Source organism: Paenibacillus sp. FSL K6-4396 (assembly GCF_038002525.1).
GTDB lineage: Bacteria > Bacillota > Bacilli > Paenibacillales > Paenibacillaceae > Paenibacillus > Paenibacillus amylolyticus_B.
Map to the genome: position 1 here is coordinate 5,501,902 of NZ_JBBOCR010000001.1, position 18,531 is coordinate 5,520,432.

Sequence of the window (18,531 nt, forward strand, 5' to 3'; positions counted from 1 at the left end):
TTTCATAACGTTAAATAAAGTCAAGCTTTATTTAGTTGACGATACAGCTTACGAAATACGACAACATCGTAGATCATATTCCCCAGCGGAATGAAAGAAACAAAGAACAGAGCAATTGGACGACGCAGACGCCATTTCTGTGAGGTGTACATAGTCACCATAAATAACAAATACATTAAAAACAAAAAACCATACAGATTTCCAAACCATGTGACAGCCTGCGGCATAATCCCTGCATCTCTCAACGGAAAAGCAACAAACAGTAACAACACGTACGAAATGCCCTGCAACCACAACATCAGCCGGAAGCGCCCCAGCGTAGAATGTAACATTATTTTCCTCCTGCTTTTATACATGTAACGAATTCAATTGTTCCCGTACAGTATATCACAAAAGCTGAATATCTCGCTTAATGCCAAGCAGCAGATTATTCCTGCTCGCTTAGATGGGTGATTCACCTACCATTTCGCAGGAGCCAAATGCTTTAACTTCTCATAAGATATATGACGAAGATTGTTACAAATGTCGGACAAGGAGGAGCCGGATCATGAAAATAGCTATGGTTGCACCCGAGAAATTGCCTTTGCCCGGTAATGGTTCCGTGGAAATCTGTATCCTGGGCATCGCTCGTGAACTAGCCCATCGCCATCAGGTAACCATTATAAGTCGTCAAATGCAAGGTCTCGCCGCCACAGAACAGATCGAAGGGATCACCATACAACGTGTCCCTGCATCGAGTCCTGTCATGTACACCAAAGCAGTCATACGTTTGTTATCCCAGCAACCCTACGATGTAATTCAAGTGGATAACAGGCCACGAAGTATGGCTACCATCAAACGAGCTTTTCCACGCACTCCCGTTGTACTCTATCTTCACTCATTAACGTTTGCTCAGCCCGGACCTTCCAAACTCACATTAATGAAAAAAGCGGATTGGATTGCCGTCAACAGTCATTCCCTGCGACAAAGGTTAGGCCGCAGATTTCCGTTGGTAAAACACCGAATGAGCGTTGTTCCATTGGGTGCAGATCTAAGCCGCTTCAGACCTGTTGAATCCAGCGAAGAACAGATTCATCTGCGTACACAATTTGGAGTAACTAAACCATTCTCTATTCTGTATGTCGGCAGGCTGATCCCTGGAAAAGGTGTAGACGTATTAATTCGTGCGACTGCCCTCCTTCAGCAACAGATGCCTGTTCAACTGGTTGTTGCAGGCAAAGGACCTCCGTATTACATGCGTAAACTTCGCGAACTTGCCCAAAAACAAAAGGTCCATGTTTCCTTCCGTGGTCAGATAAACCATGAGCACATCGATCAGTTGTATCGGGCAGTGGATTGTCTGGTCTGTCCGTCTCAAGAACATGAAGCTTTTGGCCTGGTTAATGTTGAGGCGATGGCTTCAGGATTACCCGTTATTGCTTCGGATAACGGAGGTATTCGTGAGATTATTGAATCAGGTATCAATGGATACCTTGTCACTGCTTATAAGCGCCCTCAACGTTTCACCTCTTACCTGTACAAACTTGCAAGCAATCCCACTTTTGCCGAGAAGTTAGGAAAGGCTGGCCGGGACAGCGCAAGGGCATATTTCAGTTGGGCAAGAACAGCCATGCATCTGGAAGCGACCTATACCAGGCTCATCCGTAAATGAGCCTTCTTTTGTTACAATGATCAAGCTTTTTCACGAAATTGCCATCCCTTAATCAAAGAATCCATCTGCGGAACAGGAATGTGACTCATCTCAATTAACTCCATAATCACCATATCTCTCATCATGAATCGTACTTTGGCACACGTTAGTTGATGAAACACATCGTAGAATGCCGTCCCGACCCAACATCCATGAGGTACGACCAGCGGATCATTAACGATATAACCTACAGCTCCAATCGGTGGAATAACAACCTTAATTGCTTGATAATCCAAACGATTATCTGGATCTTTGACGAGATACACGGTATCCCCCACATGTAAAGCCTGTACTCCATGGTAGTGGTCCATCCCATACATAGCTGCGAATAATTTGGTGCTCATATTACCTGCTCCTTTTCCTGTATTTCTCCATGATTAAAATTTTTACAATGATACATCGGTTTCATAATGTTCCAACCACTCGACAAGTTGCCTGCGTATCTCTCTACGAAACTCACGAGGTTCAAGTACCTCTGCTTCGGGCCCAAATTGATACAACCATTTCAAAAATTCTCTGCTGCTATTCAGTGTCACTTCAAATAACAATCCCCCATCCGACATATTCGTCATTCGCGGGCGAACAAACATTTCTTCTTCTTTTATGTAGGGGGCCACTTTCTCAGAGAATCTTACCTTGAAATGGATATGCTCGTCTCCACGGTCAATAGACCATGTGTTTTTCATGTACTGCGTTATGTTGAAATCACCCTTGTCGAAACCGGCATTTGTTCGTGTCACATCCAAAAAACGGCTGATCCGAAACAATCGAACTTTTTGCAGCAAATGGCAGTATCCAATCAAATAAAAACGTTGATCACGTGGAATGAGATAATAGGGATCGATATCCCGGACTGTGATCTCATTTCTTGTCAGCGTATGATATTGAGTACGAATGGTTTGCTGGCTTAGAATAGCTTCGATAATGGGAATCAGCAAATTAGGGTCTTTTCCTTCCTCACGATAAGCTGGCGTGCCCATCCGAATAATTCCCGCAATATTCTCTACAATGTCACTGTTTCTTGATTTTAATTTGGTATGAGCCGACATAACCTTGTCAAACGCTGAATCAAACTCAGCAGGTAACTTGGAGGTATCAACTACGGACGGGAGCAAGGAGAAAACCATTGCTTCCTGTTCAGTAAAATCTAACGGATACATCGCAAACTCACCAATAAATCGGTACCCTTTGCCGTATCCTTCATTCATAATCGGGGCGACCCTATCCAAAATCCGGAGATCACGATAAATCGTGCGTACAGTCGTACCGCATTTCAGCGCCAATTCCTTGGCCGAAATTCCAGGATTTGCTTGTATAGCCTGAAGTATACGCAGCAGACGAATTAATTTCTCTGTCATGTAGTTTCTCCCCTTCGATATTTTATCGGCAAGGAAAACTAGTTCCTTTAGTACAGAACTAAATCTTTAGTCCCAATATTATTTTCGCAATTTCACCATTTTTGTATAGTCCAATTGCACTCTTACCCCCTTTTAATATACATTCTCTTACTCGCTTGCGTAAAACATTAACCCAAAAGCCCTTAAACCTAAGCCTGAAAGCCTATACAATTTTCTAAAAATAATACAAAAAAAGCCCAGATCTCACCAAAGAGACAAGGCTTTTCTCGGAATTGCTAGTTATGCAACTGTAATAATTGATTCATCACATTTGCCATATGCTCACAGAGTTCAGGAATGTCCCCCATCTGGTCTTCATTCACACTGCGGTCAAAATGTACGTGTGCCGTAAGGTTATACGTGATTGGCTGTTCATCAAAGATATATTGGATGTTCTGGCACATCCTCTGCTCAGGCCAGCTCTTCTGTAATATCGGACGAATAACCGTGCACTGCTCCTCAGGATGCTTCACAACCATACTGAATCGTAGCTCCAAGCGGCAACCCGGACTCGCACCAGGCGTCTCCAGGATCTCCGCTGCAAGCTCCTCAAGGGAACTGCTTAATACAACTTCCCCTGTTACTTCCGGGCGATCCCTGAGACAGAATTGTAATGTGAATTCTCTGGACATCACTGCCATCTCCAGCCGATCTTTACGCCCCGTAATCTGAATACGTTCATCCAGGTTATCCATATCATAGAGATAATTCTCAAACCCGACTTTCAAATTGTCATACACCGTTGGATCAAACATTGAATTAAACCTACTTTCTTACCCTTTAACAGTATTGTAGTACATTCTCATTTTTCATGCGAACGATGTGCCTATTGAACTCTCTTGCTCGGAAAATAAAAAAAGCCCAGTCACGAGGACTGGGCTTTGGTTAAGCATGGGATCTGGCAAGATCCCGTAGCTTGGCTTATTCTTCTGTAGCTTTTTCTTCAGCTGCCGACTCAGCTTCCTCAGCAGAGGCCGTTGGCTCTTCCTCAGCCGCTTGTGGCGGCATGACGGACGCAATGATGGATTCAGGTGATGTTACGAGTGTCAAACCTTTATCGAGTTTGATATCCGCAGCAGTCAAGCGATCACCAATGTCCAATCCACTGACATCCACCTCAATGGATGTTGGCAGATCCGCAGGCAATCCTTCTACTTCCAGCTGTGTCTCCTGTGTCTGGAATACACCGCCAGCTTTCGAGCCAGCCGCTGTACCCTGGAAGTCGATCGATACACTTACGCTGATTGGCTTGTTCTTGGAAATTTGCAGGAAGTCTACGTGCAGCAAACGTCCATTACGCTCTTGCTGATCCTTGATCAGCACCGGAAGCGTTTTACCGCCCTCAAGTTTCAGGTTGAACATTTCGGAGCGGCCTGTGCGTGCCACTTTCAGCATTTCTTTTTCATCTACATGTATTGAAGCACCTTCAAGTCCCGGGCCGTAAACGACTGCGGGAACTCGTCCGCCTTGTCTTAACAGGCGCAGTGCTGCACCTTTCTTTTCCGTTCTTGGCGTTGCTGTAAGTTGAGCCATTTTTCCGTTGGATTTCATGATTGAACATCCTCCTTCAAGGGATCACTACATTATATTTGTTGGAAAGCACTGAGGCTTATCTCATAGACCTTAATGGTCTTTTTTCCTTTGGCCGAATCGTGGGCCATATCTATATTTACCCCAATGATAGAGGATCTCAAACACGAAACAGGACAATTAATTATTTTTTGGCAAGTTATGCGGCTTCTAATCAGAGCAAAAAAGCAGTCGGAATCTCTTCCAACTGCTGATTTATCAAGGTTTTGACGAACTACATTCGACGTTATACATAAAGAAACTATGCGCTATTACGATCCTCTGTTTTTTCGCTTTCACGAATGATCTGCATCTCGTCTGATCCGCTACGCACAATAATGTGTACATCCCCGTCTTCAGGTACAATGTCCACGTAACGGTCTCCGCACGTATCTTTAGCTTCCCATTCGTTCAATCGAATGATCAATCCCAGGTGATGCAGACCCGGAGCAACCCGGAAGCGGGCTTCGGCGGCATTTCCGACTTGTTCCAGCCGTACTGCTCCGTCCTCCATACCTGTGCCCCACACCCAGACATCCCAACCTTCATAATGCTGGTCTTCCCGTTCGTATCGAAGCGTGACCGTTCGCGAAATCTGTTTATGAATCGTCACGGCAAGCGTTGCCCGAATTCCTCCAGCTTCAGCAATAATATGGGTTACTCCAGGTGTCATCGCACGTACGATCCCTGCTGCACTCACCGCTGCAAGTTCTGGATGAGAAGAGCTCCAGCGTACATTCGAATCCTGAAGCGGCTGACCAAATTGATCAAGGACCAAGGCACGGAAGCGACTGATTCGAGTCATGTACATGACTGGTTCGCCCACAATTTCGATTCGTTCAGCATGACGATAATCCACTTGTAACATACAGCTTGCCGTTATGTTCCCACAGTGGACTGTAATCGAAGCTTCCCCTCGTTCCAGTGCATGGATTGTTCCATCAGGCTGGATCTGAAGAATATCCGGATCAGAAGAAGTCCAGGTAACTGGAGCCTTTTCTACCACATTGCCAATGCTGTCCCGTACGATCGCTCGTAGTTGAGTGGACTCCTTAGGACTATATACCTGGCGAGGAAAACTAATCTCCACTGTTGATGGTTCAGCGCCTCCAGCTCGCTCTGTGTCATACAGTACCATTAATGACCATCGTTCTATCTGCACAGTACCACGAACCGTCTCGATCAGATCTGTACCTGCCTGATGATCATTGACTACGACATGCCAGTCCCCTTCCCCCAGGTCCACATGCTGCTCATGTTCCGTTCCGTTATAGATGACCATAATCTGATTCCAGGTGTCCTGATTCGCACCATCCTGAAGTATAAAGGCAACCACATTGCCATCCGCACGAATTATACGAAGGTGATTTCGTACCTGTTCAGCATCAATCATACGAAAAGCGGGATGTGTGCGACGCAGGTGAATAAGACCACGATAGTAGTCGAACACCGGTCTGAACCGTGATTTGTTGGCCCATGTGATGGCGTTCACCGCATCCCCGCTCCGATAACTGTTATGATCACCGGCTTTGGATCTGAGCATCTCATCCCCTGAATGCAGAAACGGAATTCCCTGAGAAGTAAGCAAAATACCGGAAGACAGTAACGAGCGACGAACCATCTCGTGATCCAAAACATCATCTGCATCCACATACCGATAAGGATCTGCTGCTTTTACAGCGGACTCAGCACTCCCACCACCCACGGGCTGTCCGTCCTTCCATACGGGAAATCCTAATTCATGCCTAAGGTTCATTGTTGTCGCAATTTTATCCCACAGATTGAGATTGTCATGAGCAGTTACATAATTGACAACCTCCACAGGTGAAGATGTGAAATCATCCAGTGCTCCTGCCAATCCTCTGAGAATCTCATATTCCTGCCCTCCGGCACCCGTGACAAACCCTCTGCCACTGCCATCACTATCGCCCTTGATTGCACTGCGAAAATGATCATTAAATACTGCAAATCCCTGACCTCGCTGGGTTCCTTTTAATGTTTTGCGGTCCAAAGGCGAATCTCCACCCGTCCAGGGTTCCCCATAGATCAGAAATGCCGGATCGATATGCTCCCGCAATTCGCGTGTCAACTCATTCATCGTTTCCGTATCAATCAGAGCCATAAGGTCAAATCGAAATCCGTCCACATGATATTCTTCTGCCCAATATCGGAGAGAATCCACAATATATTTTCGCACCATTGGACGCTCAGTCGCCAGTTCATTGCCTACACCGGAACCATCACTGAGGGTGCCATCCTCCCGATAACGGTAATAATAGCCGGGTACAATCCGTTCAAACGGTCCTTCTTCCACGCTGTACGTATGATTATAGACAACATCAAGTACAACGCGAATACCTTGTCTGTGCAGCGACTGTACGAGTGATTTGAGCTCCCGAATTCGAACTGCCGGATCACGAGGGTCGGTAGCGTAGGAACCTTCGGGAACGTTATAATGTTGCGGATCATATCCCCAGTTGTATGGTGCTCTGACATTCGAACCAACATCCGCTGTAGCGAGTTCATTCACCGTCTGATAATCCGCCACAGGCAGAAGATGTACATGAGTGACTCCCAGTTCGGCAAGATGGTCTACGCCAATGCTATTGCCAGCTCTATCCGTCAGACCGGATGCTGTGAATGCCAGATATTTTCCCTTATACGGAATATCTGCATGTGGGTCTGAGGAGAAATCACGGACATGCAACTCATATAACACGGCATCGACAGGACGCAGGAAAGCAGGTTTGACATCCAGGTCCCAATCGGCCGGATTGGTGGTGTCAGGATCTATAATAGCCGTTCGTTGCCCATTGGCCGTTACCGCTCTCGCGTAAGGATCAACAACGACTTCAATCCGCTGATCATCATGGATAATTCGGTACATATAATAATGGCCTGCCCAATCACCGCTGAGCTTCAGACTCCATATTCCGTCCGTATCGCGCGTCAGAGTATGTTCCTGCCCATTTTCATGATCTTGTACTTTACCACTATCGTTGTAATGCCCTTCATCTTCAAAAACCAATATATAAACCCGTTGTGCCGTAGGTGCCCACAATTTAAAAGTACTTGCAGCACGAGTATATGTTAAGCCAAGATCGTTGCCTTCGTAACAAAAAGAAGTCCATTCCGGCATCGTTCCCACCGCCTTTATATCCATTGATTTCGTGTTGTCCCGATGTTACGGAGTGGGACGTTGTTTGTCAACCCGGGGTTGTCTGTACTAACATATCGGTTCGATTCGAGTATTCAATTAGCAATCGCTTTCAAAATATAGGATATGAAAACAAGTGCCATAGATTGACAGCATTTGTACCTGTCCTGACAAAAAAAGTTTGGAATATACAAGAATAAATTACAGGATGTCATTGGGTTGAGATTAAACTACACCAACAGGTGCATAGCATACAAAAGTTCCAGACATGACAATGTATAGCCCTGCGACCAAGGCAATGGTTTCTGACGCATCAATAAATCCCCCTTTCTTACGGAAAAGGGGGATTTGTTTTATCTCAATTTATTTGATTAAATTCGATGGATTGGATATCTAGAACGTGGCCTTGTTAGCAATTTTACTAATGGTTTGTTGGTACCCTTCAATTCTTGGCAATCATTCCATTCATCAGGAATTGGAATACATCACCGTTATGGATAGCCCGTTCACATGTACCTGTCCGCCCTGTACGTTGCGTATCGGATCAACGCCGGCTTGTCCTTTCTCTACAATTACATTCCATGTTCCTGCGGGAACAGAGATGTCACGTTTTCCCTTTGCCCCGTTATAGATCACAACAATGCGATCCCACGAATCTTTAGCTGCTGTACCGTTCAGTTCATACGCTAGCAGCCCATTATTTTTTTCGATTAGACGAACATGCTTCTCGATCTCTTCCCGTGTACGAAGCCGAAATACGGGATGCTCTCGCCGAAGACGGATCAGCCCACGATAATAATCAAACACCGGCTTGAAAAGCTTCTTCTGCTCCCAATGTATGGCATTGACCACGTCTCCACTCTGATGGCTGTTGGCGTCCCCATATTTGCTGCGAAGCAGCTCATCTCCAGCCGCGATCAGAGGAACACCCTGGGAGGTTAGAACAATACCGTTGGCAAGCAGACAACGCCTAACGGTCTCATTCTCCAGAATGTGTTCCGGATCAATCTGCAGGTAAGGCTTAGCCTTCTCTACTGCCTCTTCCGCACTCTGGCATCCACGAATACTTCCATCCTCGTCATAGGTAAGGAAATTCAAGGTATCGTGAAGTCCTTGTGTACGTGCGACTTTGTCCCACAGGTTGAGATTATCATGCACAGTTACATAGTTAATCGTCTCGGATGGACCATCCGTAAAATCCTGAATAGCTCCCCGGACGCCAGTCCATAATTCGTCTTCTTTTCCGTCCGCACCCGTCGCAAATCCCGTACCCATGCCATCGCTGTCTCCCTTGATCACTCCGCGGAAATTATCGTTAAACACAGCAAAACCCGCTCCGCGCTGCGTTCCTTTTAGGGTCATATCATTTCCAAGCGGCGAATCCAGTGCGCCCCATGGTTCACCATATAACAATATGGAAGGTGACACTTCGGAGTGCAACTCCGCTGCAAGCTGTTTCATCGTAGTGGTGTCGATCAGGCCCATCAGATCAAAGCGAAAACCGTCCACATGGTACTCCTCTGCCCAGTAGCGGACCGAATCGATGATAAACTTGCGAACCATGGTGCGTTCAGTAGCCACTTCATTACCTGTACCTGAACCATTGCTATAGGTTCCATCAGCGTTTTGACGATAGTAGTACCCTGGTACAAGTTTTTCAAAAGAGCTGCCTGCCGTATCAAACGTATGATTATATACCACATCCATAATGACACCTATTCCCTTGTTATGAAGGGCAAGCACCATGGATTTGAACTCACGAATTCTTGTCTCCGGGTCGTCTGCACGTGATGCATAGGAACCTTCCGGGACATTATAATGAAGCGGATCATATCCCCAGTTATAGTTGGAGGCATCCGTCGTATCACCATCTACTCTGGATTCATCCACCGTCGCAAAATCAAATACGGGTAGCAAATGCACATGGGTAATCCCGAGTTCAACCAAATGATCGATTCCCAATGTGTTGCCCTCCGAATCAAGCAGACCCGTCTCGGTAAAAGCCATGTATTTGCCTTTATTCGTAATACCAGATGATGGGTGAATGGAAAAATCACGTACATGCAGTTCGTACAGGACTGCATCGTCAGGACTGGTCAATCCCAGGCGAATATCCTCACTCCATCCCTTCGGATGTGTCTGCTCCAGTCTGACAATGACACCCATTTCTCCATTCATGGTCACTGCTCGTGCGTAGGGATCTACAGCATGGGTTGAATGTCCATCTTCGAAAGTAGGCTTGTACATGTAACGGTAGCTACTCAAATCACCCTCCAGTTCCAGCACCCAGATGCCTTCTTCTTTCTTTTGCATAGGTAACGCCTGCTGTTTCCGTTGATTGGGCTCATCCTCCGGGGTCCCCCCTGTCAAAGGTGGATACAGAAGTAGTTCCATCTGAACGGCTAACGGTGACCAGACTTTGAAGCGACAGACTTGTGCTTCTAATGTGACACCTAAATCTCTTCCTTTGTATGTATCTTCTAAAATCAATAGTTCCTGCTTACCCTCTTCAATCATGTGGTTGTTCCCCTCTCGTTGAGAAAATTATGAATATGGATAGAACGAGTGCTCCTTACCCTTTATACCCGTTCTGCTGCCCAACCATAATCCCAATTACACAAAAGAAGACAAACGTCATGTAGATTCACATAACATCTGCCTTCTTTATGGATAAACGAAATCTCTCTAATGAGGTACCTGGGATTGGAAATCATTCCGGCTGGATTGATCGGCGTGGTACAAGACCACGTCCCCATCTTGCATCGGCCAGCTTCTCCCCTGATTATCTACCGGACTATAATCAAAACCTTCCATTTGCCATTGATTCATCAACGGTGCATGAATATATTGCAGATGAGGTGCATTTGTATTGCCACTGCGCAAAGTTTCGATATTGAAGTTGACTGCAATGTAACCGTCCCTCAGAAATACCGTTGCCTTGTCATCCAATCGGTTTTGTCTGGCAAGCGATTCGAGATCGGTTCCTTTGGGCACTGCATATACATCCGCTGGCAAGCTATATTCCCCATACCAACGCTGAATCGCTGCATTCGCCCGATCCACATTAACACTGGAGGGAATATCTGTTTTTGGGCCAATGAGTGTGCGGATCTGTGAAGGAAGAATCATCCAGTTATACCGACCTACCCACGTTTTATGATGAGAGGTCTGATCCACAAATCGAACCATATGTTCCGCCATTGTACCCTGATTGCGTTCCTTCTCCGACAGTTCATAAGTATACTGGTAGCTCGCTGTATCACCTAACTCCGTACCGGGAACATTCCGCAATCGTGAGTTCAGGACAACAAAACGTTTTTCTAAATCTTGTGCCGATCCAATACGAATGAGTCGTTCCTGTCCCCGATGGTAGTATAAATCCACTTCTTGCCTGGTGGTGCCATCTTTACTCACAAAAGAGAACGTTGGCGTGATTCGGATACCATCCTGTTTGCCAAACATATTACCCTTGGTTTTCAGATCAAACTTGAAATGGTAACCCGTCTTCACTGCAGCATTTCGGAACCCCTGTACCGGATGACTGCCGGGACGAATTGGCAGGACATAGGGAGCCAAATTACCTCGGGGATCTCCGTCGATACTGTTTCCTCCGGTCCAGTAGCTCACATCCGTTGATTCGGGGCTGCCCATCCGCTTACGGAACACGTTCTCCCAGTTATAGTCTGAAATATCAGTGATGTGAAAATCATATAATCGTCCGATAACCTCTACAGCAACGGTATCTGCTGCGACATGATGGGTCAGATTCGTGTTCGCATCCTGCTGTTCAGTGAAGTTTTCAGGTGCATTTTCGGCGATATTTCGAAACTCAACCTGGTAATTCCCTTCATCTACCCATACAGGAAGATAAAAAGGGGTGTCTAACTGATTTACCGGAATATCCACCCATGTCATGGCCTGAATAAACTGACTTCTGGCACCGTTATAAACATCGAATGGGAAACGAACCTGTTTGATCCGGAAATATTTCGCATAATCATGGTTTCCATAACCAGGGTGACTCGCTACATCCAGATGCTGCCCTGAAGTTGGGATTCGTACAATAAACGGACGCTCTAAAATAAGTGCAGCTCTGGTCGGATCAGGCGTAGTCTTCTGGTTATGCGGCTGATCATCGGATACCCAGGCATAGTTCACAACTGGAGTATGTACTGTCACCGAGTTGATGCCCAGAATGGTAAACTTCTGATCCTGCCCACCGTTAACATTGCCAGGGAGCAGTCCATACGTAATCTCACCTGTGGTGGGCTGGTTAGCTTTGTTCATCAATGTGTTTTTGATCGTCAGACGGTTCTGGTACAGAACATCATCTCCAATCATGCCAGGTTGCGGGATCGTCCCAGGTCTTGGAGCGGTTTTCTCCAATGGGGCAGGATCCATAATTGTCGCTCCATTAAAGGCCACCTTGTCGTTATTAACAGTGTTCTCTCTAACCTTCGCTTCAGCTTCAGATTGAAACAATGACGTTTCATCCGGCGTAGGCGGTTCAGCCGAACCACCCGGAACCCCTTGGATGCCAAGATCAATTTCTTGACATGGCGCAGGTTTCACATGATTGGTAACCGCAGTATCCATAGCCGATTGCAGAGTCGGCGGTGTATATGCATTGGGCATCAGGGTCACGGTGTCACCATAACCGCCTAGTGCATAGTTAGATACTTTGGCCTCATTTAACTTGTATACCTCCAGGTTATCGATCTGCCAATAGCTATATGTCCTTGTTACTTGCATCGTTTTATCCCCAGGGACGTCAAGTTCTCTGGGCTCAGGAGGTGTTCCTGGATCCCCCTCACCACTAGACGCTCTTCCCGGAATCGTCCAGGTTTTATGATAAACCCTTTTCACAGGAACCGTGTAAGTCACCGTTCCTGTCATGTTAACCCAACGGTGCTTAAACAGATATTCCTTGGCCAAGACATGAGCATAGAGATCTTCCGAAGTTGGAATACCACGGGTAACATCGAACTTCTCAGATCCACGCTCGTCTGCCTTCAACACACCTCGGACAGACGGGTCCATAACCGATGCTTCGATAACCGTACCTCTACTAGGTGGACTGATGGTCACAGGGCATGCGTTAACAGGGTCGCCCCCCGGATCACCACCTTCTCCGTTATCCGTACAATCCTTCACCTCAAGCACCTGAGTCCCTTGTTCATCCAGTTGCTGAGCAGAATCAAGAAAATGAGCTTTTATGGTAGTGCTACCCACGATCCCTTTTGTCGTGATTTTGCCATCAGAACCGATCGTTGCCACAGCCGGATTTGAACTCTGCCACGTCAATTTGGGATGAGCCGTCAGTTTATGAACAGAGCGATCCGGTTTGGTTAGAACTGCTTCTGCCTGTAGTGGTGTTGAATTGGCTTTACAAGCATTAGGCAGATTCACAACGAGTCCTGGCTCAGACGTAACTGTTATGGTGGCGGTATCCGAGATCAGGTATGTACCATTGTTCCAGATTGCACGCACAGTGACCATGCCTGGACTTTCGGCTTTTAACATCCCTGTCTTCAACTCTATACTCGCAATTGTCTCGTCAGAAGAAAACCATTTGATCTCTGCTTCTCTTCGGGATACGTCGATGCCAGTGTTGAAATCTGTTTCGCCGTAGTGCCTTGTACTAACATTGGCTTTCATTTGCTTTGTTTGCCCGATTGTTAAACTTGAATCTGGTGTTACATCGATTTCTTTCTCTTCGACCAGATCGCCTTCCCAGATGATGTCCATTGGTGTATGATAGGCAACGATTTGCTTCAGACAACCTTGATTTGTTCTACCACCATTCTCATAATCATCCCACTCAGTTACTTGATGTGAGCCCCCTGTTTTAGTAATGATTTTCACTACACTACTACCTTCTCTTATAACCGTAGTACCAACGCCAGTATAGAATAACTGCTTGTTGCTTGTTTGATAGTCTACACTCTTAATACGAACATTTTCTACCATTCGCTGTGTAACTCTTTGAGATTGAAACTCTGGCCAATGTTCAGCGGGCCATATAGAAAAATCCACCTCATTAGGTATTTCTTTCTCAGCTGGGTACGGTCTAGAACATGAATTACTATTAAGGTTATCCGAGAAAGTTGGTCCGTTAGTGTGATCTGCCCTGAAGCTACCATTATCAAGCTGATACCAATAAACACCCGGATTCGCTACCCTTTCTAACGACTGTATTGTATTTGATATTTCTTGTTTCTTGGGTCCATACGAATCCGAGCTTGCAGCTTCTATAGGAGATGATAAATTCAAACATAGTATATTAATAAGAAAAATTAAGATAACAATTAGGGATTTCTTCTCACCATGGACCTGCAATAATAATTCACCACCATTTAGTACTACTTACATATTCTGAATTTGTAGTACATTTTCACTTTTTTCATTAAAGATATATGCCCCACTTTTCCCTACTAAAACGGATGTGATCCAAAATCTCTTCTTCACATCTTTTTTTATCAAATCTCTCGAACTTTCTGGAATAGTAACTAACCCGTTCTTAGAGGTGTGCTTAAGATCCAATCGATTAAATTGTAAAAAACCACTATATAGGCCGCCATTAAAGGTGATTAAGTTGGATTTATCAATTTTGGATGTAAAAGATATATCTGCAAAAGCCATATAATTACCTTTGAATAGATGTGTTTCTGGACCAATAAATAATGGTGCATAGATACCTTTTGCTTTACCTTGGGTAACATCTACGACAATATATCTATGGAGTGTAACTACACCAGATTTATTAGATAAATTAATTTCTTCTTTAGATATATCACTTACTTTAACTGAGTTCTTCGTATACCTATAATTACTAATCGTCGTTAAATTCGTACCCGTCGTGCCGACCTCTCTCATCTCATTCAGGTCACTGTACTTACCGGCATCCGTGCCCTCCACGTCCATATAACGCAGCAAAATCGCCGATACTTCTGCACGTGTGGTGGAATCCGCGGGTTTTAATGTGCCATCCTGGAAGCCAGCCACAATGCCAGTCCCACGAACAAGGGCAAGATACGGAATCTGCTCGGCACGAATGGTGCCGCGGTTCACTTCTGGTGTAGGAAGTAGCGTATTTGTTGTGTCATTAAACGCATCCTGGAAGCTGGCTCCGGACTTGATCAGTCCATTGGCAATCCATTTCATCATCTCGTAACGCGTTAGCTCCGCATTTGGATTGAAGCCTTTGGCGTAATCGCCCGCGTTAATGAATCCTTGTCCTACAAGCTGGCTAACCGCCGCTTCAGACCAATGTCCCTTGAGATCAGCAAAGGGATTCTGCCCTTGTACCTTCTCTAGTCCAGTCGCGCGGGCGAGTATTGTCGCATATTCCCCACGCGTGATTTTGCCATTGGGACGAAACGTTCCGTCCTGGTAACCAGAGATCAGATTTTTTTCATAAGCTTTGGCAATTGTGGCTTGAGCCCAATGCCCCTTGATATCCTTGAACTTGCTAAGGGCATTGTCACTTGTTCCCGACGCCGCATTCGCTGTTGACATCAAATGTACGGGGCCAATCGGTAATAGTGCTACTGCCAATACAGCTGTCGTTACCAACCCGACGATCCAAACATTCCGTTTTTTCTTCTTCTCGTGTCCTTCAATCTGCTTCTTCAATCTACTCACGCTCCTATGTACCTTAGTATGGGGATGCTTTACTTGGTCAACCTAGTCACTTCTCTTCATAACCAAAACCTAAATTTGACATAATAATCAATATTCTACCATGTCGTACTAGGCTATTGGTATTATTTTTCGTCCATCCCCATCACATCAAGGCGTGCAACGCTCCTTCCATAGACCCACTTGATTCGCTTAAAACAAAAAAAGGCCATGAATCCGCAGATTCATAGCCTTATGCTTTAAGGTGTGTGGTCTTTCTTATGATATTGGAAAAAGAACTCTCTCATAGAATAAACCATATCATTCCAATTGATCAACCTTTTTTTTATTTCATTCAGCTTTATTTTCCGTTCAATTCCTTATAGGATGCTTCCAATTCCGTGATCAATTGATCACCACCAGCTTTTCTCCAGTTTGCGATTTCCTGCTCCCAACCTGCATCATCGATTTTACCCATAATGTACTTCGTCTGCGCATCCCAGATCATCTGATCCAGCTCCTGACCACGCTCAGTATAGATTGCCGAAGACAATGTGAGTGCCGGATTAGCGATGGCGTATTGCTCATTCTCACGCGCCATCTTTGTACCTTTCATTCCAATGGGAACATCGACCAGTTCAGGTACATTATAACCTTCAATGCTTAACAAATTATCCCGATATGGCTTCACTTCACGCTGATAAGCGTCAAAATCCTTAAGTTCGGTTTTCCCATCAGCCGTCTTGGTGTAGTGCACATCGAGCAATCCGCGGAGCTGCAACGTGCTCAGTTCCTCATCCATCAACTGATCCAGGAACGTGAGAACCTGCTTCAATTGCTCCTCATCTGTTACGGACGCCTTCGGGATGACCAGCATTCCGTAGTTCCCTGGTTCCCCAGCGATTCGAATGCCGTCGGTTCCCTGGAACGGAGCCACATCAATTTCTCCATCCGGAGCGTTAGGTGTAAGCCGCTGTTGTGAGGACTTTCCGTTCTGGGCCACACCGTTAAGCTTCATACCAACCAGGCCGGAATCCATTTTTTTGTCCGCATCAGAAGGGTCCAGAGCAGGGAAATCACTATTAATCAGTCCCTCGCTGAACAGTCGCTTGAAGAGTTTCATTGTATCCACATATTCGGTAGTCAAGAACTCCGGGGTCAGTTTCCCGGCATCATCCACACCCCATTTGTTGACACCGCCAATACTTACAGCAATCCGCGTCAGTGGGGAAGAGACACCCTCATTATACTTTTTGAAAAGCAGTGCGCCGTACGTATCTTCCTTACCATTCCCGTCCGGGTCATCCTTACGAATAGAGCGCATCACTTCATACCAGTCATCCAGCGTTTTGGGTATATCCAGCTTCAATGTATCAAACCAGTCCTTGCGATATACGATCGCAGTCCGTCCAATATCCCGGAAGTTCGGAATACCGTAGACCTTGCCTTCAATTTTGATATTGTTAAAATAAGCCTCGGATTGGGCAGACAGGTTTTTATAATCCTTCAAGTAAGGCCCCAGTTCCCAGAACAATCCCGTTTTGGCGGCATTAAATGTGGTCGGTACATAATTCACACGCATAATGGTTGGCATCTCACCTGAAGCAACCATCACGTTCACCTTATCATCAAAAGCAGACTGCGGAATCCACTGTACATTGACATCCGTATTTGTATATTCCTCAATCTTCTTTTCAATCCCGTTCTCCTTGGCCGGTATATCTCCTACCTGCATTAAAGAGATGGAAATGGGAAGTTTACCTTCCCCTGCAGCAGGTGCTTTTTCTCCCCCGCAACCTGCAAGCAATCCAGCGGACATTGCACCAATTACAACGATTCCGCCTAAACGGGACATTGGACCTTTTGGACTCATGAACCATCTCTCCTTTTTGATAGCCAAATTGTTCAGCAATCTTGCCTCACTTTACTCAAACCAACCATGTATGCGCTATCATAAGTGTTCTAAAAAGAAGAACCAGCATTACGCCAGTTCAATCTCCACTCCCGCCAAAATGAACGGAGCAACCGACTTCGGATCATTGATCCGAATGGACTCGGTCACATAATACTCATAGGACCCGTCACGATACGGGCTTCCTCCAAGACCAGCTCCGCCGTTACACTGCGTCAAGGACAGCACGCCTTCACGGTCCGTTTGCAGCAGATGCCGCACCAGACCCTGATACCCTTTTTCCGCAACCGCTTTGAACTTGCCGCTTAGATATCCTTTACGTACACCTTTGGCCAATGCATAGACAAACATTGAGGTGCCGGAAGCCTCCAGATAGTTCCGCTCACGTCCCGGCTGATCCAGCAGATGTGGCCATAATCCGGTCTGTTGATCCTGTACATGCACTAGTGCGTTTGCTACCCGTTCGAAGATGCCCACAATCTGCCCGCGCTGCGGATGATCTACCGGCAGATGATCCAATGTATCCACAACCGCCATCACATACCAGCCCATCGCCCGGCTCCAGACATGTGGAGAACATCCCGTATCCCCCGAACTCCAACGCTGCTCTTTGCTCTCATCCCAGGCATGGTACAAGAGACCACTACGCGGATCACGTGTACGTTGCTCCACCAGCAAGAGCTGCAGAGCCGCCTTGTCAAACCACTTCTCTTCACCCGTCACCGCGCCATACTGGGTCAGATACGGAGTAGCCATGTACAATCCATCCAGCCACATCTGGAAAGGGTAAATCTTCTTATGCCAGAACCCGCCTTCACTCGTATGTGGCTGTCCCTTGAGCTGAGTCATAAGCAAATCAGCAGCTTTGCGGTACTTTTCTTCACCCGTTTTCTCATGCAGCAGGAACAGTGATTTTCCCTGATTGATCTGATCCAGGTTATACTCCTCGATCGTATAGGAGCGAATCGAGCCATCTTCCTGAACAAAATGATCCATCAGCTCACGGATGTAGTCAAAATACTTTTGCTCCCCCGTGTGCGTATATAGCTCCTCCAGCGCTTTCAGTAAGCAGCCATTCTCATAATGCCAAGTAGAGTACAGCTCATGGTTGCGATAACTTTCCATGAATTGCTGTGCCATGCGCACCGATGTGAGTTGCAGTGTTTCCTTCATGATCAAGCCTCCG

At 46.1% G+C, this 18,531-nt stretch carries 12 protein-coding genes; 1 reads left to right on the forward strand and 11 read right to left on the reverse strand.

The window, feature by feature from the left end; translation table 11 throughout:
- Nucleotides 1–20: 20 nt before the first annotated feature.
- Nucleotides 21–332 carry a DUF3817 domain-containing protein gene (locus tag MHB85_RS24100; RefSeq protein ID WP_179198676.1) on the reverse strand — a complete coding sequence of 104 codons (312 nt, stop codon included), beginning with the start codon at nucleotides 330–332 and terminating at the stop codon, nucleotides 21–23.
- 215 nt (nucleotides 333–547) lie between these two features.
- Here MHB85_RS24100 and MHB85_RS24105 point away from each other — a divergent pair, with 215 nt between their 5' ends.
- Nucleotides 548–1,651 (forward strand): glycosyltransferase family 4 protein, encoded by a 1,104-nt coding sequence (locus MHB85_RS24105; RefSeq protein ID WP_091020370.1) that lies wholly within the window; start codon nucleotides 548–550, stop codon nucleotides 1,649–1,651.
- A gap of 20 nt (nucleotides 1,652–1,671) precedes the next feature.
- Here the strand turns inward: MHB85_RS24105 and MHB85_RS24110 are convergent, their stop codons facing one another.
- The 10 genes from MHB85_RS24110 to MHB85_RS24155 form a co-directional block, all read right to left on the reverse strand.
- The gene (locus MHB85_RS24110; RefSeq protein ID WP_091020372.1) at nucleotides 1,672–2,034 is read right to left on the reverse strand and encodes an HIRAN domain-containing protein; all 363 of its coding nucleotides are present in this window, start codon (nucleotides 2,032–2,034) and stop codon (nucleotides 1,672–1,674) included.
- 42 nt (nucleotides 2,035–2,076) lie between these two features.
- On the reverse strand, nucleotides 2,077–3,048 hold the full coding sequence (locus MHB85_RS24115) for a helix-turn-helix transcriptional regulator (RefSeq protein ID WP_091020373.1): 972 nt from the start codon (nucleotides 3,046–3,048) through the stop codon (nucleotides 2,077–2,079).
- Between the two features lie 275 nt (nucleotides 3,049–3,323).
- On the reverse strand, nucleotides 3,324–3,842 hold the full coding sequence (locus tag MHB85_RS24120) for a hypothetical protein (protein WP_091020374.1): 519 nt from the start codon (nucleotides 3,840–3,842) through the stop codon (nucleotides 3,324–3,326).
- Nucleotides 3,843–4,008: 166 nt separating this feature from the next.
- The gene (locus tag MHB85_RS24125) at nucleotides 4,009–4,638 is read right to left on the reverse strand and encodes a 50S ribosomal protein L25 (protein WP_091020376.1); all 630 of its coding nucleotides are present in this window, start codon (nucleotides 4,636–4,638) and stop codon (nucleotides 4,009–4,011) included.
- 280 nt (nucleotides 4,639–4,918) lie between these two features.
- On the reverse strand, nucleotides 4,919–7,795 hold the full coding sequence (gene pulA, locus MHB85_RS24130; RefSeq protein ID WP_091020378.1) for a type I pullulanase: 2,877 nt from the start codon (nucleotides 7,793–7,795) through the stop codon (nucleotides 4,919–4,921).
- Nucleotides 7,796–8,281: 486 nt separating this feature from the next.
- Nucleotides 8,282–10,330, reverse strand: a complete 2,049-nt coding sequence (gene pulA / locus MHB85_RS24135; protein WP_091020381.1) for a type I pullulanase — start codon at nucleotides 10,328–10,330, stop codon at nucleotides 8,282–8,284.
- Between the two features lie 168 nt (nucleotides 10,331–10,498).
- Nucleotides 10,499–13,783, reverse strand: coding sequence for a DUF5704 domain-containing protein (locus tag MHB85_RS24140; protein ID WP_256975381.1), 3,285 nt, complete (start codon nucleotides 13,781–13,783; stop codon nucleotides 10,499–10,501).
- Between the two features lie 396 nt (nucleotides 13,784–14,179).
- Nucleotides 14,180–15,457: an S-layer homology domain-containing protein gene (locus tag MHB85_RS24145; RefSeq protein WP_373419905.1), complete on the reverse strand. Its 1,278-nt coding sequence runs from the start codon at nucleotides 15,455–15,457 to the stop codon at nucleotides 14,180–14,182.
- A gap of 337 nt (nucleotides 15,458–15,794) precedes the next feature.
- A complete protein-coding gene (locus MHB85_RS24150; RefSeq protein ID WP_091020385.1) occupies nucleotides 15,795–17,306 on the reverse strand; it encodes an extracellular solute-binding protein in 1,512 nt (503 codons plus the stop codon).
- 108 nt (nucleotides 17,307–17,414) lie between these two features.
- Nucleotides 17,415–18,518, reverse strand: coding sequence for a glycoside hydrolase family 88/105 protein (locus MHB85_RS24155; RefSeq protein WP_091020387.1), 1,104 nt, complete (start codon nucleotides 18,516–18,518; stop codon nucleotides 17,415–17,417).
- Nucleotides 18,519–18,531: the final 13 nt, after the last annotated feature.

Coding starts and splice junctions, on each gene's coding strand:
- MHB85_RS24100 (WP_179198676.1), bottom strand. CDS start 332: ATGTTACATTCTACGCTGGGGCGCTTCCGGCTGATGTTGTGGTTGCAG.
- MHB85_RS24105 (WP_091020370.1), top strand. CDS start 548: ATGAAAATAGCTATGGTTGCACCCGAGAAATTGCCTTTGCCCGGTAAT.
- MHB85_RS24110 (WP_091020372.1), bottom strand. CDS start 2,034: ATGAGCACCAAATTATTCGCAGCTATGTATGGGATGGACCACTACCAT.
- MHB85_RS24115 (WP_091020373.1), bottom strand. CDS start 3,048: ATGACAGAGAAATTAATTCGTCTGCTGCGTATACTTCAGGCTATACAA.
- MHB85_RS24120 (WP_091020374.1), bottom strand. CDS start 3,842: ATGTTTGATCCAACGGTGTATGACAATTTGAAAGTCGGGTTTGAGAAT.
- MHB85_RS24125 (WP_091020376.1), bottom strand. CDS start 4,638: ATGAAATCCAACGGAAAAATGGCTCAACTTACAGCAACGCCAAGAACG.
- pulA (WP_091020378.1), bottom strand. CDS start 7,795: ATGCCGGAATGGACTTCTTTTTGTTACGAAGGCAACGATCTTGGCTTA.
- pulA (WP_091020381.1), bottom strand. CDS start 10,330: ATGATTGAAGAGGGTAAGCAGGAACTATTGATTTTAGAAGATACATAC.
- MHB85_RS24140 (WP_256975381.1), bottom strand. CDS start 13,783: ATGGTAGAAAATGTTCGTATTAAGAGTGTAGACTATCAAACAAGCAAC.
- MHB85_RS24150 (WP_091020385.1), bottom strand. CDS start 17,306: ATGAGTCCAAAAGGTCCAATGTCCCGTTTAGGCGGAATCGTTGTAATT.
- MHB85_RS24155 (WP_091020387.1), bottom strand. CDS start 18,518: ATGAAGGAAACACTGCAACTCACATCGGTGCGCATGGCACAGCAATTC.